Source organism: Agrilactobacillus fermenti, assembly GCF_047943045.1.
Lineage (GTDB): Bacteria > Bacillota > Bacilli > Lactobacillales > Lactobacillaceae > Agrilactobacillus > Agrilactobacillus fermenti.
This window is the reverse complement of the sequence record NZ_CP181347.1, coordinates 45,665-60,657: the sequence shown is the minus strand read 5'-3', so window position 1 is coordinate 60,657 and position 14,993 is coordinate 45,665. Positions and strand designations below refer to the sequence as shown.

Sequence of the window (14,993 nt, the reverse complement as noted above, 5' to 3'; positions counted from 1 at the left end):
GTTATAAAATAATCGGCCGATCAATTTTCTTCTTTGGATCGGCAATCGTTAAACCCATATCTTCCTCAGCTAATCCCTCGGTTTTGACCCGTACCCCTTCTTGGGTAATGATCGTAAACTCATAATTCATTTTTACCGCTAAAGCCATGTACGTTGTAATGAAGCTTTGGGATAACTTAGCATTTAAATATAAATGGTACTGTGGGTAGCGCTGCATGACATCGCTGACCAATGCCTCGGTCTTGGGGTTGCGTAGTTGAGCCACGGTGAGCGCCAGGGCAACACGTTCGCGAAAATTACCTAAAAATTCACGCTTCTCATCTGGTTTTACCTGCGGGGTGCCATACATGTGGCTTTTGATATAATCTTCAACATCGCTCATCGATAGACCTCCTTAAAAATAACAAATTACCTGACGTTTCTAACTTTGATAGCGTATACTAAAAATAAAAGGGGTGCATAAATTATGGAAGAAATTGTATTCTTTAATCCCGGCGACGCGATTGCTAACAGCCATGACTTTGGTGAAGCATTACGCAGCGCGGAAATTTACAAAACTAGAAATGCTTTACAGTCCCCGTTAGTGATCGTTAAACCAGTCAACAAAGATGATGCTGGCTTCGCCGTTTATTTCGCTGATGAGGCTGCCCAACAAGCTGAAACAAATAAACAGCAGGCCTATCACATCGAAAAAAGAATGTAACTAAAGTCATAAGAGTTTGAGTCTCACGCGCTCTAATATTTAGACTCAGACTCTTTATTTCTGTCCTTAGATAAAGGTCGCGATAAGCGCGGAGCCTTATTTTTATAATTGTTCTTCAAATTTAGCGCTGCTTGCTGCCATTCGTGGCGCCAGATCGACATTTGAATCGTCGTGATTGCCTTGGTAACGTCTTTAGCCTTTTTAAAATTCGGTTGGTGTATCGAGCTGCCTGGCCGTTGAAAATAGTGATACAACGGCGTTATATTGTAAAGGTACCGACTGGTATGCAACACATAAGCCACATTAAAGATTTGATCTTCCATCAGCGTGATCTGTTCATCAAATTTTAGATCATATTGCCGAATCACATCTAACCGATAACATTTATTCCATGTATAACCTCTGATTGGACTGTGCATCTTCCGCACTAACCGTAGTAAGGGGCGTTTTTTTACGAAAGTATCTTTAGCCTTGCCAGACCAAGTGGTATTCCCAGGATTCACATAATAGCCACAAGCGACAAAGTCTAAACGGTACTGCTGCATTTTATCAACATAAAATTGGCAAATATCAGGTTCGAGCCAATCATCCCCATCGGCGAAGGTCACAAATTGACCCCTTGCTCGAGCCAAACCAACATTACGCGCACCAGAAATACCGCGGTTTTCTGCTAAATGTAAAACGGTAATGCGTTGATCACGCTTTGCCCAAGCATCAGCCATCTTGCCAGTATCGTCTGTTGAACAGTCGTCAACGATAATAATTTCAATATTTTGATATGTTTGTGCTACAATGCTCTCCAGACTACGATCCAAGTACTGATGCACATTATGCACCGGCACGATCACTGTCAGTAATGGTTCTGCCATGACCAGTTCAACCCTTTCAACATACACTCATTATACAAATATCTGCTCAAACAAGCCACCAACTTTAGTTTGATTTATCATTATACCTGATTTTGACCAATGACTCAGGAACAGGTAAACTGAACGAGTCAAAGTCCTGCTATTTCGATTGGAGGGTCCTCGTGTATTCACCTCAAAAACAGTATTCAGATTCTTTTTGGGCTAAACTAGGAAAATTTATTGGTTTGCTGGTTGCTTTATCAATACCGCAACTGGTGTTATTTTTGCCCATTTATAATAAAAACATTAAATTAGCGCCAAGCCTATCTTGGACGCTCTTTGCGGGTAGCTATTTTCTATTGTATGTCCTTTATATGTGGTTTTACCGCAAATATCGTACTGAGACGCCACAAAAATTAGACCGCAGTGCTTGGACCTATGTCGCTATTGGTTGGATCATCATGATTTTTGCCAAGATCGTTTTTGGCATGCTAAATATCGTGGTCAGTCATCAACAAACCACGGCCAACGATGCTGATCTACAAAAAATCTTAGGTAATTCTGATTCAACCATCGTTATTATGACTATCATGATGATTGTTTTCTTCGGCCCACTCGCAGAAGAATTACTATTCCGCGGCATTCTAATGAACTTTTTCTTCAAGAACCATTTCTGGCCGAGCGTTTTGTTGAGTGGTCTTCTATTCGGCCTATCTCATAGCAATACGACTTGGACAGGCTCATTGATTTACATCGCTTTAGGCCTGATCTTAGCTTTCATCTATAAAAAAACTAATAATTTGAAAATCACCATTATCTTGCACTTCTTAAATAATCTACCTGCAATTTTACTACTGTTTGCTAACTTATCTGGAAAATAGAGGTAAGTACTAACAATAATTACGCATGTTTATTGTTCAAACGTGTTCCAAAAGGCAACGCCCTCTCCTAACATCGCATTACTCAACTGGCAAAACTACCATTTCTCGTGATTCTTGTTAGTGCTCGGTCGCTGACCGCCTTTTGCCGCACTCTGTTCTAAACCAATAAAAAGATTGCAATCAAGTAACGTATTGACGCACAAACTTGATTCCAATCTTTTTTTATTATGACTCTGCCTCTAAAATGTGTTGGCCATCGATGCCCAGCTTGAAAAACCTGCTAATTCACTTGAAGCCACCCATAATTCGCCCTGTTTTTGCTTGTCCAGAGCGGCATTAATTGGCTTAACAGCTGTCGGTCGCCCTTGTAAATGCAAAAAACCATCGGGTGCATAAAGCCGGCCCCCCACTGCTTGATGATCAGTTGCCGCAAATAACGTGGGTAAAATACCAAGACGTCTAGAGCCCAGAAAAGGACTGCCAACCGTTTGCAGCCACCCCGATAATTGTGACTGATTGGGATAAGACCTTTGCAAATTACCTTTGGCAATCCCAGGGTGCGTCACCATAGCTTTAATGCCTAAATTTTGTGCTGCACTAATGTCTTGTAAATAGAAGGTCGCCATCTGAATTGCCAACTTAGACTGTAAATAAGCGCGCTGATTAGAATAACTGCTCGTTAACTGTAGGTCATTTAATTTTAAATTGGCAAATCCCGGTAATGGTGCTGAAACGTTGACAATTCTAGGATCCTTTGCCATCTGCATTAGCGGGATCAACAGATTAGTCAATACAAAATGCCCAAAATAATTAATTTGAAAATGCGCTTCGATGCCTTCACGATTCACTTGGCGTTCTTTTGTATCTTTGATGCCGGCGTTATTGATCAATACATCTAGTTTGACTACTTCATTTTGGATATTTGCAGCAAAACTTTGAATGCTCGCCAAATCATTCAAGTCTAATTGGCGAAATTGTAAGGTGCCACTGGCTTGATATTGATTACGTAAGCGACCAATCAGTGCAAAGGCCGTCTCCTGATCACGACCAGCTAGAATCACTGACCCATTATTGGCATAAACTGTCTCCGTTAATAATTGCCCATACGCCCCGGTTGCCCCTGTGATCAAAAACAATTTACCGGTTAAGTCTGGTATGTCCTTCTGTCCCCAATAAGGTTGCACAGAACGGGGTTTCTTTTTATTGAATAAATTCATCGCAACCCTCCAAAAAGCAGCTTGCTTTCATAAAAAAATTATCTATATCCATCGGTTATTGCCCCTAAAAAAGAGTAAACTATACTTATTGTTCTTTCGACTTTCCTCAATCATAACAACTTATCTTGAAAAAGTTATGAACATTAATCGATATTTTAAAATGTTATACTATTTATAATCAAATCATAATTACATTTGGAGTCATTCATATGAGGCGACACACACAGGAAACAACTGACTTTTGGCTTAAAGCTTTTGGATTAGCCATTTTGATCTGGACAGCTATTTTTCTATTATTCAAATTTGTGATCAGTAATGATATCGTTCAAGGCGATTCGATGCAGCCCAATTTTTTTCAAGGCGAGCGTTTAGTTTCGCTTAAACATAAAAAAGTCAAACGCGGTGCTGTGATCATCTTGTCTTCTCCCGATAATACCGGTGATTATTATATTAAACGGGTCATTGGTTTACCTGGCGATAAAATCGTTTACAAGGATGATACATTATATATTAACGGTAAGGCCAAAGATGAACCTTATTTGAATCTATACAAAAACGCTTGGTACTTAAAACAGTCACTGCCATTTACGGCAAATTTTTCTTTGAAATCCCTAGCTGCAACCAATACAATTCGAGTACCCAAAAAACATTATTTTGTGCTTGGGGATAATCGAACAATCTCCAATGACAGCCGCTCATTTGGCTACGTTCCTCAGCGCGACGTTCAGAGTGTGGTTGTCCTCCGTTATTGGCCTATTTATACATTTAAGCTGTATTGAACAAAATAAAGACCCCCAGAGATTAGATTTTTACAATCTAACTTCTGCGGGTCTTATTAATTTATCTTAGATTTTGACGATTTTACTTAGACTAACCCTTGTGCAGTCATTGCCGTAGCAACCTTCTCAAATCCAGCAATGTTGGCACCTGCTTGGTAATTTTTACCGAGATCATAAACTTCACACGCCTTTTCTGAGGCTTTGAAGATATTTGTCATAATTTCTTTGAGCTTATTATCGACTTCAGATGCTGTCCAAGCTAAACGTTCAGAATTTTGGCTCATTTCTAAAGCTGAAACCGCAACGCCACCAGCATTAGCCGCTTTAGCTGGGCCAAATAAAATACCATGTTCATGATAAAAATCAATTGCTTCTGGCACACTTGGCATATTAGCCCCTTCAGCAACATATTTGACCCCATCTTTTTGCATCATTTTGGCTTCATCTAAAGAAATTTCATTTTGAGTGGCACATGGGAGTGCAACATCATAAGCAACATCAAAGTCCCAAACTGAGCCTTCATGGTAAGTTGCGCTTTCTTGACGTTCAGCATACTCTTTGATTCGGCCACGATACCCTTCTTTAATATCTTGAACAATTTTATAATCGATCCCTTTAGGATCATAAACAAATCCATCAGAATCCGACACAGTAATGACAGTTGCGCCTAATTCAGCCGCCTTTTGCGTGGCATAAGTTGCCACATTGCCAGATCCTGAAATCTTGACCTTTTTACCGTTCAAACTGTCCCCTTGAGCTTCCAGTAAAGCTTTAACATAATAGAGCAGCCCAAAACCAGTCGCTTCAGTACGAATCTTACTACCGCCATAAGTCATACCTTTGCCGGTCAAAACGCCATTTTGAGAAAAGTTAAGCCGCTTGTATTGCCCATAAAGATATCCAATTTCGCGGCCACCGACACCAATATCCCCAGCAGGCACGTCAATATCTGGGCCAATGTGCCGTTGTAATTCTGTCATGAAGCTTTGACAAAAACGCATGACTTCCCCATCGGATTTTCCTTTAGGGTCAAAGTCACTGCCCCCTTTAGCACCACCAATTGGCAATGTAGTCAAGCTATTCTTTAGAATCTGTTCAAAGCCTAAAAATTTAACCACACTTAAATTAACGGTAGGATGGAAACGCAACCCACCTTTGTAGGGACCGATTGCTGAATTAAACTGTACTCTATAACCGCGGTTTACTTGCCAGTTTCCTTGATCATCTTGCCAAGGGACTCTGAACTGGATCGCACGCTCTGGTTCAACTAAGCGCTCCAAAATATTTTGGGCAATATATTCAGGATGTTTCTCTAAAACAGGCGTTAGCGTATCTAAAACTTCAAATACGGCTTCCTGGAATTCTTTTTGCTCAGGATCTCGTTGTAGCACGACATCCTTGACTTGATGGATATAATCTTGTGCTTGACTCATGGGTCAACCTTCTTTCTGAATAATTCAAAACAAAAAGTGCTCTCTAAATGAGAACACTTCTCAGTATACACTATTTTATTTTTAATAATCTATCTCTTTGGCGTAAATATGTTTCTTTATCGATCCGACCCGCACGATAAGCATCTTCTAACAAAGATAGCATGCGGTGAATATCACTCTCTTTGGTGCTGATATGTTGGACATAAACTCGACTCATCACAAACCACAAAAAGACGATCAACAATACAATACTCATCCAGAACAAGGTAAATTGCGGATGTATCCCTGCGAAAAAGCTATGATATGAACCCATACATTGCATATTACTCACTTCCTATGATCGAAAAGCTTTTAATATCAACTACATAATAAATCATTTCTAAAGAAAATACCAAGGTTATCTTCAAATTATGTCAACTTTATTTTAAATTTTATTCTAAACCAATCATGTTACAATGATTTAAATTAATAAGGTAACAGGTGATCGTAATGAAAACAGCTACAAAATTATGGCTGACGGCCTCAGGACTCGCTGCTGCAGCTACAAGTGCTTCAAGTTTTTATCTTTATAATTACGCTTTTAAACGGCTTAATAAAATCCCAGCTGGTTCAGCCTCCAATCCAGATCCTGATTCAAAATTTTATCCAAGTTTTGCTTGGTTTGAACAGCAAGACAAACAGACTTGGTGGCTTCACGAAAATGACCCTCAAAATAAAATACACAGTTATTTTCTTGAAAATAACCAGACCAATGTCAAGAAGGTCGCCATTATTTCCCACGGCTACAAAGGCAGCGCGCCATCTATGGCTGCCTCAGCAAAACTATTCTATGACGATGGCTACTCAGTTGTCTTACCAGATAATCGTTCTCATGGATTAAGTGCTGGTAAATATATCAACTTTGGTTGGTTAGACCGTTTAGATTATCTAGATTGGATCCAAAAAGTGATCGCATATATGGGTACAGATGTTCAAATCGTTTTGTATGGCGTTAGTATGGGTGGCGCTACGGTGATGATGCTCAGCGGTGATGAACTCCCCGTGCAAGTCAAAGCAATCGTTGAAGATTGTGGCTATTCTAGTATTGAAGAAGAGCTGGCTTATCAATTAAAAGAGACCTTTAAACTACCGAAATTCCCGTTGATCCCAGTCGTTAGTCAAATTAACAAAGTGGCCTTGGGCTTTTCTTTAAAAGGCAGCTCAGCCATTGAACAGCTTAAGAAAAATACCACGCCCATTTTCTTTATTCATGGTGAAAAAGATACTTACGTACCTACCTATATGTGTTTCGACAATTATCAAGCGACGACCGCACCTAAAGATATTTGGATCGTTCCGAACGCAACCCACGCGGCAAGTTACTGGGCTGCACCAGAAGAATATACGTTCCAGGTCAAACATTTTCTCAGCAAATATGTCGCTGGCGAACAACCTGTCTAATTAAAACTTATTTCCTGGGAAATAAGTTTAGCCAGGTCAAAGTACACTTAGTCCTAAATTCATTTATAACTAAAAATGGTTGAGCGTGTGCCAAAAAGTACTTAAAGAAGTGCGAAAAATGGTGGTTAAGCGATACATCGTTAGAAGAAGGTGTTGCCTTTTGGAACACGTTTAAAATTTAATTATTCGTAAACAAATAGAGAGCGAAAATAAAACATTAGTTTTGTCTCGCTCTCTCGATATTTTAAAAATAACTTCAGTCTTGATTTTTTGTTTGTTCGGTTAACAATTCTTGCCGACTAATTAACCGATCACCAAACTGTAAGCCTTCAGGTTTGAATACAGCATCTGCCGCTTTAGCCACCGCTGTCGTGGAAATAGCTTCTGTTACCCCACCAATAGCCGCACTTACCACCGGAATGATTTTAACCGTCGCCGTTGCTGCATTAATGCTGAATTGTTTAAACAAGAAATGACTTAACTGCGCCGTTACTTTATCAAAGAAAGCTTGATTCAGTCTGCCTTGCAAATAGCGCGTTGATGATTTGATCAAAGCTTGCTTAAAATGATCGATACCAGAATTCCCTGCTAAAGCTGCCAGCATTAATGCCCGCACTTTAGGATCAGTCAACTCATAGCCACGCAAATAAGCAATACTGCCGATCACACGAATATTAACAAATAATGTGGTTACCAGTTCAGTTGGCAGACTTACCGGTATCGTTAGTAAACCGCCAAAATTGGTAACCGCCCCCGTTGTTGCCGTCAATAATCGTGATTGATTCACTAACGCTTTGATCGCTTTTTCAGGGTCATGATACTGAGCCATATATTTAGTCGTTAGCTGATGAATACTTTTAGCATTCACTTTGCGTCCAGTGGTACCTTGCATGGCCTTTTCAAAACCATATTGAAGCGATTTATTAAATACATCTTGAGAGATCTTAATCGTAATCACCTACATTTTTTGTCGATTGATACAGTTATACCGTCCGTAATATACCGTTTAAAGGTCAGCATGCCATCCTGCTTGAGATGTATCTTGCTTTCAGCTATAAACTATATCGTTAAATCCATTAGGCTCGTAGTGCTTTTAATGCTTGGCTAACGGCTAAAAATGCTTTCTCCGCTTTCGCATCATCTGGTACCATCGTCAATCGACCTAACAGAGCTGTCTGTTGATTCTTCAAAGCTAGGATTTTATCCGCTCGACTCACGGATGCTTGTTTTTCGGCAGATTTGTGATCATTTGCTCGTTCTGGATCAATCAAACTTTTTGTTTCAGGCTCAATTTGCAGCTGCCGAGTAGCAACCCTCTTTATAAAATAACGATCATGGGACACAATTAATACTGTCCCTGGATATGCCATCATTAATTGTTCTAGGGCTTCTAAGGAGACAATATCTAAATAATTTGTCGGCTCGTCTAAAATCAAAAAGTTAGCCTGACTTAGAAATAGTTTTGCAAAACTAACTTTGACCCGCTCGCCACCACTAAGTAGCTTCACTTGTTTTTGTAGTTGCTCTGCTTTAAAGCCCAACCGTGCCAGGACTGTGCGCACTAAAGTCTTATTCTGAATCGTTGCGGCCAGAACGTTTTCTAGAATACTCTGATCTAAAACCAGATTGCGTAAATCTTGCTGAAAATAACCAATATGCACCGGGTCATTCAAGTGGATGGCGGAACTGTGGTGCTGCACGATACTTTCAAGTAAGGTCGTTTTACCACTACCATTTGGCCCTGTGATTGCCAGTTTTTCACCACCACGTAATTGCAAATTGACATCATTAATAAGGACTTTATGGTTACGTTCTAATTTAAAATGCTCAATCGTTAAAACGCCGCCTTCTTGTAGGGCCTGCCCATGATTCAATTGCATTTTGATTGGCTTTTCAACTTCAGGATGATCGACAGGTGTCAGTTTAGTAGCCCTTTTTTCAATTGCTTTCGCGGTTTTAGCCAGCTTAGCTTGTTTCTTATTAAAATAAGGCTTACTTTTATAAGCTTCTTGTGTGCCGACTTTATTCTGTGGAATCACTATTGCTCGGGCAGCTTTTTGCTCACGCTTCGCTGCCGCCAAAGCTAACTTTTGCTTTTGCCGTGTATAGGCATGATACTTTTGCCACTGCTTATTTTCCTGGGCTGATTTAGTGGCCAGATAATCTGAATAGTTACCTACAAACGGTGTTAATTTCTGATCTGCTAAAGCCCAAATATGGGTCACGATCCGATCTAAAAACGCCCGATCATGTGAAACCATAATCAAAGTGCCTGGATAATTTTTGAGACTGTTCTCTAATTGTTTCACATTCTCAACGTCTAAATTAGCCGTTGGTTCATCTAAAAATAAAATATCTGCTTGGGTTTCAAAGGCGGCATCTAGATAATGCTGTACAATTTGACCCCCACTTAAATTCTTTGTTGGTTTAAGCTGAGGTACTAAATATTTACTTGCACTAGGCTTTAAAGGACTCGGTTGTTCTAACCCTGCCAACATTGTTAATAAGGTCGTTTTACCAACCCCATTGCCTCCAATCAAACCGATCCTATCTCCATAATGAAAGCCAAGTTTGGCAATATGAAATAGTGTTCTGGCACCAACCTCAGCAGTTAAGTCTTTTGCTTGATAAAATTGCATATAAAAACCCCCATATCTGTATCAATCAGAAAAAATGACGTAGCGACGACTAGACTTTTATCGGATACAGATAGGGGGATTTAATTTAAATTTAAGTTAAATATATATTGGTGCAACTCAATAAACACTTAAATCAGACCTTAAACCCTATCTCAAATTTGAATCTCAAATAAACTGAATACCACAGGTAGCCAGTCATGCACGATTCAAATTCCGATATAGTAGGTTTAATTTCTCATTGGCTTATTAAGTCACTCCTTTCATAGTCATACTAGTTGCTACAACCCCAGCTGTCAAGATGAAGCATTTTGCAACCGCTTCGAAATACGTTATGCTAGGATTTAGAAAATCAATCTATGCTTAGGAAGTAATGTTTATGACACGTTATCCCGATAATAATACTGCCCATGGGTTTGGCTGGTGGCTCTGGCGAATCAGCTTATTGGCTTTAGTTGTTGCCGCACTAATTTGTGGTTTTAGTTGGCTTTTCGCTAGTACGATCGGACTGCTGCCTTTTATCCTACTATGGCTGGGCTTAATCTTATTACTAGAGCTATACGTCTATCTCAGCAGTCCGATTATTGTCACGTTCATTTTACTATTATTGCCAATTGCAGTAATTATTTTTATCATTTTAGCATTAACGTTTTAATTAATACTTTTTATCGTGGAGGTTGCTATGACATCAACACAATATATGCTGGCCCTTGATGAAGGGACAACCAGTACACGCGCTTTAATTATCGATCATAACGGACAAATCATCGCTGATGCTAACCGAGAATTCCGCCAGTATTTTCCTCAGCCCGGCTGGGTAGAGCACGATCCTATTGAAATTTGGAATGCGGTCCAGTCAACAATTGCTAATGTTTTCATCAAATCTGGAATCCAGCCCAAACAAATTGCCGGCATCGGTATTACCGACCAGCGCGAAACCACAGTCATTTGGGATAAACAAACCGGTTTGCCGATTTACCATGCTGTGGTCTGGCAATCCCGCCAAAGCAATGCCATCGCAACCGAACTAAAGAATCAGGGCTATGAACAAATGATTCATGAAAAAACCGGGCTGACGATCGATCCCTATTTTTCAGCAACTAAGATTCGCTGGATCTTAGATCACGTTAAAGGTGCCCAGCAACGCGCGGAAAAAGGTGAGTTGCTATTTGGCACGATCGATACCTGGCTCACTTGGAAACTCACTGGTGGCCGCAGTCATGTCACTGACTATACCAATGCCAGCCGTACGATGCTTTTCAATATCCACCAATTGCAATGGGATGAAGATATTTTAGCGGCTTTAAATATTCCTAAATCACTGCTTCCTGAAGTACATGGAAACGCTGAAATTTATGGCCAAACGAAAGATTATCATTTTTACGGCAGTGAAGTGCCAATCGCTGGTTTAGTCGGCGACCAGCAAGCGGCCTTATTTGGTCAACTCGCCTTAAAACCTGGTATGGTCAAGAACAGCTATGGCACCGGGGCCTTTTTAGTCATGAATACCGGAACCCAAGCCAAACTATCCCAACATAACCTTTTAACAACGATTGGCTACAGTATCAATGGTCAAGTAAACTATGCCCTAGAAGGTAGCATTTTTGTGGCTGGTTCTGCCATCCAATGGCTGCGCGATGGTTTAAAACTTGTCGAAAATGCTGGCGAAACACAACGCTTGGCTGAAAAGGGCGGTCATAATGATCAGCTCTACGTTGTGCCCGCTTTTACCGGCCTAGGTGCACCATACTGGGATGCGGATGCCCGTGGTGGTATTTTTGGCATCACACGCCAAACCAACCGCAATGACTTAGCCCGGGCTACCCTGCAATCATTAGCTTTCCAAACCCGTGAAGTTTTAGACATCATGGAATTAGATACTGGTATTACGATTCCTGAATTACATGTTGACGGTGGTGCCACTCGAAATGATTATTTAATGCAATTTCAGGCAGATATTTTAAACACCCCCGTCCACCGTGCGGCAATTCTAGAAACTACCGGTTTAGGCGCTGCCTACTTAGCGGGTCTAGGTGTCAATTTCTGGGCAAACACGGATGAATTACAATCAATTACTAAATTAGGTCAAAAATATGGCCCTAACATGACTGAAACGCAACGAGCAAAACTTTATCGTGGCTGGCAAAAGGCTGTGGCAGCAACTCAAGCCTTTAAACCGCAAAAACAATTGATTTAGGAGTAATGGCTATGACAAAAGACTATATTTTAACAATTGATGCTGGCACAACCTCAATTCGTGCGGTGGTTTTTAACCATCAAGGCCATATTGTCACCCGGGAAGTACGTAAATTCGAACAACTCAGTCCGCGACCCGGTTGGTTGGAACAAGATCCAATCATTATTTTTGATACCGTGCAATCCGTTTTGGCGGATGCACTTATCAATGGTCATATCCAACCGGACCAAATCGACAGTATTGCTATTGCCAATCAGCGTGAAACGGCAGTTATTTGGGATAAAGCTACTGGACTGCCGGTTCACAACGCAATCTCTTGGCGTTCTAATCAAACACAACCCCTGATTGATCAATTAAAACAAAAAGTAGACCGCCGCATAATCCAAGAAAAAACCGGTTTACGTTTAGATCCCATTTTTTCTGCCAGTAAAATCCGCTTTATTTTAGATCATATCCCCGATGGCCAGCAAAGAGCGGAAAAAGGTGACTTATTATTTGGCAATATCAATACTTGGCTCGCTTGGCAGCTAAGTGATGGTACTATCTTTAAAACAGATATAACGAACGCTAGCCGTACGTTGTTATTCAATATCAACACGCAAGATTGGGATCCTGAACTGCTGGCATTATTTAATATTCCCCGGGAAATATTACCCGAAGTTGTAACGAATGATCAAATACTGGGTGAAACCAGCACGCATCAACTTTATGGTCGGCAAGTTCCTATTGCGGCAATGATCGGCAGTCAGCAAGCGGCCTTATTTGGTCAAACCGATTTTGATATGGGCTCGGTCAAAGCATCATTTGGTTCCGGGGGTTTTATCGTCATGAATACGGGTACAACGCCAAAATTTTCGGTTAATAACTTACTAACAAGTATTGGCTATACCTTCACCAATAAGACAAACTATGTCCTTGAAGGTGGTATCCTAACAGCTGGCGATGCCATCGACTGGTTTGTCGATCAGCTGCAATTTTTAGACGACTTCCAAACAGCTAACACAGCGGCGCAACAAGCAACCAGTCAAAATGAGATCTACTTTGTTCCCGCTTTCAACGGCTTGGCAGCGCCCTATTGGGATAATGAAGTTCGCGGTACTTTTCTAGGTTTGACTCGGGGTACGACTCGAGAAGATCTGGTTAAAGCCGCCTTACAAGCCATTGCCTATCAGACCGAGGATATTTTGAGTACTTTAACGCAAGATACCAATTTACCCATTACTAAATTACGCGTTGATGGTGGTGCCTCAAGAGACGACTATTTACTTCAATTTTTAGCTGATATTACCCAAGTTCCCGTCCAACGTTCTGAAAGTCGCGAAACTACAGCACTAGGCGCTGCTTTCATCGCCGGATTAAACACGGGCTATTTCAAAGATCTGGCCGAGTTACGTCATTTGAATGCTGGCGGACAGACATTTGAACCAGCAATCAGCTCGCTAACGCGCAGTCAACTATATAGCGGCTGGCGGCAAGCCGTGAAAGCGGCACAATTATTTTAAAAAATTTTAACCAAGCTGCAGAGGTGCTTGTGCTGTATCAAAAATAATAGATACTAGATATGACCCAATGTTACCCACCCTTTTAATGTCTCTACACAGTGAGTGTGTGTCGCAAGTTTTAAGGGGTGAAAAAGTAATTGAATATCGAAAAAAGTTTTTCCCGGATGCATTTCAAGCTTTTGTTTATACAACTGGTAAAAATGGCGGCATTGAATTTTTTATGAAATGTGATCCACCAATTTCGGCAGATGCCCAAACTCTAGCCACCATCGGTTCTGCGATACAAAAAGATGACTACACTGCTATTTTTGATTACTTCAAAGAAAAAAATACAGGATGTCTTATTCCAATCACTGCGGTTTCTAAAATAGCTAAAATAAGTTTAGCTATCCTAAGAGCTCATTATCCCAAATTTTGTGTACCCCAAAAATATTTATTTCTGGATGTTCCTAACAAGCAACCCCTATTCGAATTTTTGCTCGATCAAGCGTGTTTAGCCAATTTTACGAATGATTGGCACAATTACTATCAAATAATCAAAAATATAATAAAGTAATCATGATAGATCCATGATCCTAAAAAGATAAATGGAATAAGCTGCATGATTAGCTGACCAAACAAAGACCCTCAAAAATCAGATTTTTCAATCTAACTTTTGAGGGTCATTTTGTATTCGACCACAAATTAATTATACAAATTCTGTTAAAGCAGCCGCATCGTAACGATCAGTATCAATCGGCTGTTCTGCAGCATTACCAATCGAAACCGCCATCACAGGAACATAGCGCTTGGCGTCCAAACCTAATGCTGTTAAAAGTTTACCGCCATCATAGCCTGCCCACGGCACAGCTTCATAGCCATGTGCTCTGGCTATCAGCAGCAATTGCATGGCTACCATTGCACAATCAATAGTCGCATCAAACTTTAAGAATTCTTGATCAGCATGCTCATACATGGGTAGAAAAGTATTAAAGATTTGATCTAGCTTCTCTTGAGAGATTTTGCCAGCATCACGAGCTTTAGTCCAAACTTCACGATAAACTTCATGGGAAGCCGTATCACCGAAAATAAAGATCGTAGCCGGTGCTGTTTCTAATTGAGGATAGTTGAATTTCAGCGCTGCCTCATGTACCTTGGCTTTGCCCGTAGGTGTGTTCACAACAACGAAATGCCACGACTGCAAGTTGCATGCAGACGGTGCTGTCGTTGCCTCAGCAATCATTTCTTGTAATTCTGAACGATCGATAGATTTGGTCTCGTCAAAGTTACGAACTGACTTTCTACCGAACATAACGTCATCAAATTTGTTATTAATAATGGATTTAGCTATTGTTTTATCCAAACGAATTACCTTCTT

At 40.5% G+C, this 14,993-nt stretch carries 16 protein-coding genes; 8 read left to right on the top strand and 8 right to left on the bottom strand.

The genetic code is table 11. From position 1 onward, the window contains the following. Position 1: 1 nt before the first annotated feature. Positions 2-382 (bottom strand): YueI family protein, encoded by a 381-nt coding sequence (locus tag ACNAN0_RS00295; protein WP_230913382.1) that lies wholly within the window; start codon positions 380-382, stop codon positions 2-4. 84 nt (positions 383-466) lie between these two features. On the opposite strand from ACNAN0_RS00295, the gene ACNAN0_RS00290 reads away from it, so the two are divergent. Further along, positions 467-703 (top strand): hypothetical protein, encoded by a 237-nt coding sequence (locus tag ACNAN0_RS00290; RefSeq protein WP_416353523.1) that lies wholly within the window; start codon positions 467-469, stop codon positions 701-703. 32 nt (positions 704-735) lie between these two features. Here the strand turns inward: ACNAN0_RS00290 and ACNAN0_RS00285 are convergent, their stop codons facing one another. After that, complete coding sequence (locus tag ACNAN0_RS00285; protein ID WP_416353522.1) at positions 736-1,572, bottom strand: glycosyltransferase family 2 protein; 837 nt, start codon at positions 1,570-1,572, stop codon at positions 736-738. Between the two features lie 161 nt (positions 1,573-1,733). On the opposite strand from ACNAN0_RS00285, the gene ACNAN0_RS00280 reads away from it, so the two are divergent. Then, positions 1,734-2,432 carry a CPBP family intramembrane glutamic endopeptidase gene (locus ACNAN0_RS00280; protein ID WP_230913379.1) on the top strand — a complete coding sequence of 233 codons (699 nt, stop codon included), beginning with the start codon at positions 1,734-1,736 and terminating at the stop codon, positions 2,430-2,432. Positions 2,433-2,671: 239 nt separating this feature from the next. Here ACNAN0_RS00280 and ACNAN0_RS00275 read toward each other — a convergent pair whose 3' ends face one another. Further along, complete coding sequence (locus tag ACNAN0_RS00275) at positions 2,672-3,649, bottom strand: SDR family NAD(P)-dependent oxidoreductase (protein ID WP_416353521.1); 978 nt, start codon at positions 3,647-3,649, stop codon at positions 2,672-2,674. A 209-nt stretch (positions 3,650-3,858) separates the two neighbouring features. Between ACNAN0_RS00275 and lepB the strand changes: the two genes are divergently transcribed. After that, positions 3,859-4,428, top strand: coding sequence for a signal peptidase I (lepB, locus tag ACNAN0_RS00270; protein WP_230913377.1), 570 nt, complete (start codon positions 3,859-3,861; stop codon positions 4,426-4,428). Positions 4,429-4,514: 86 nt separating this feature from the next. Here lepB and gdhA read toward each other — a convergent pair whose 3' ends face one another. Together gdhA and ACNAN0_RS00260 are read right to left on the bottom strand one after the other, a co-directional pair. Next, on the bottom strand, positions 4,515-5,861 hold the full coding sequence (gene gdhA, locus ACNAN0_RS00265; RefSeq protein ID WP_416353520.1) for an NADP-specific glutamate dehydrogenase: 1,347 nt from the start codon (positions 5,859-5,861) through the stop codon (positions 4,515-4,517). A 70-nt stretch (positions 5,862-5,931) separates the two neighbouring features. Continuing rightward, positions 5,932-6,183, bottom strand: a complete 252-nt coding sequence (locus ACNAN0_RS00260; protein WP_230913375.1) for a hypothetical protein — start codon at positions 6,181-6,183, stop codon at positions 5,932-5,934. 167 nt (positions 6,184-6,350) lie between these two features. Here ACNAN0_RS00260 and ACNAN0_RS00255 point away from each other — a divergent pair, with 167 nt between their 5' ends. Then, positions 6,351-7,301: an alpha/beta hydrolase gene (locus ACNAN0_RS00255; protein ID WP_230913374.1), complete on the top strand. Its 951-nt coding sequence runs from the start codon at positions 6,351-6,353 to the stop codon at positions 7,299-7,301. Positions 7,302-7,557: 256 nt separating this feature from the next. Here ACNAN0_RS00255 and ACNAN0_RS00250 read toward each other — a convergent pair whose 3' ends face one another. Both ACNAN0_RS00250 and abc-f read right to left on the bottom strand, forming a co-directional pair. Continuing rightward, entirely contained in the window at positions 7,558-8,259 is a 702-nt protein-coding gene (locus tag ACNAN0_RS00250; RefSeq protein ID WP_230913373.1) for an EcsC family protein, read from the bottom strand. Between the two features lie 118 nt (positions 8,260-8,377). Continuing rightward, positions 8,378-9,940 (bottom strand): ribosomal protection-like ABC-F family protein, encoded by a 1,563-nt coding sequence (gene abc-f, locus ACNAN0_RS00245; protein ID WP_416353519.1) that lies wholly within the window; start codon positions 9,938-9,940, stop codon positions 8,378-8,380. Positions 9,941-10,316: 376 nt separating this feature from the next. Between abc-f and ACNAN0_RS00240 the strand changes: the two genes are divergently transcribed. The 4 genes from ACNAN0_RS00240 to ACNAN0_RS00225 all read left to right on the top strand — a co-directional run bounded on the left by ACNAN0_RS00240 (position 10,317) and on the right by ACNAN0_RS00225 (position 14,192). Then, positions 10,317-10,592, top strand: coding sequence for a hypothetical protein (locus tag ACNAN0_RS00240; protein ID WP_230913371.1), 276 nt, complete (start codon positions 10,317-10,319; stop codon positions 10,590-10,592). A gap of 27 nt (positions 10,593-10,619) precedes the next feature. After that, positions 10,620-12,134: a glycerol kinase GlpK gene (gene glpK / locus ACNAN0_RS00235; RefSeq protein WP_230913370.1), complete on the top strand. Its 1,515-nt coding sequence runs from the start codon at positions 10,620-10,622 to the stop codon at positions 12,132-12,134. Between the two features lie 5 nt (positions 12,135-12,139). Further along, complete coding sequence (gene glpK / locus ACNAN0_RS00230) at positions 12,140-13,636, top strand: glycerol kinase GlpK (protein WP_230913369.1); 1,497 nt, start codon at positions 12,140-12,142, stop codon at positions 13,634-13,636. Between the two features lie 106 nt (positions 13,637-13,742). Continuing rightward, complete coding sequence (locus ACNAN0_RS00225; protein WP_416353518.1) at positions 13,743-14,192, top strand: hypothetical protein; 450 nt, start codon at positions 13,743-13,745, stop codon at positions 14,190-14,192. A gap of 132 nt (positions 14,193-14,324) precedes the next feature. Here the strand turns inward: ACNAN0_RS00225 and ACNAN0_RS00220 are convergent, their stop codons facing one another. Continuing rightward, positions 14,325-14,978, bottom strand: coding sequence for a nitroreductase family protein (locus tag ACNAN0_RS00220; RefSeq protein WP_230913367.1), 654 nt, complete (start codon positions 14,976-14,978; stop codon positions 14,325-14,327). Between the last annotated feature and the right edge of the window lie 15 nt (positions 14,979-14,993).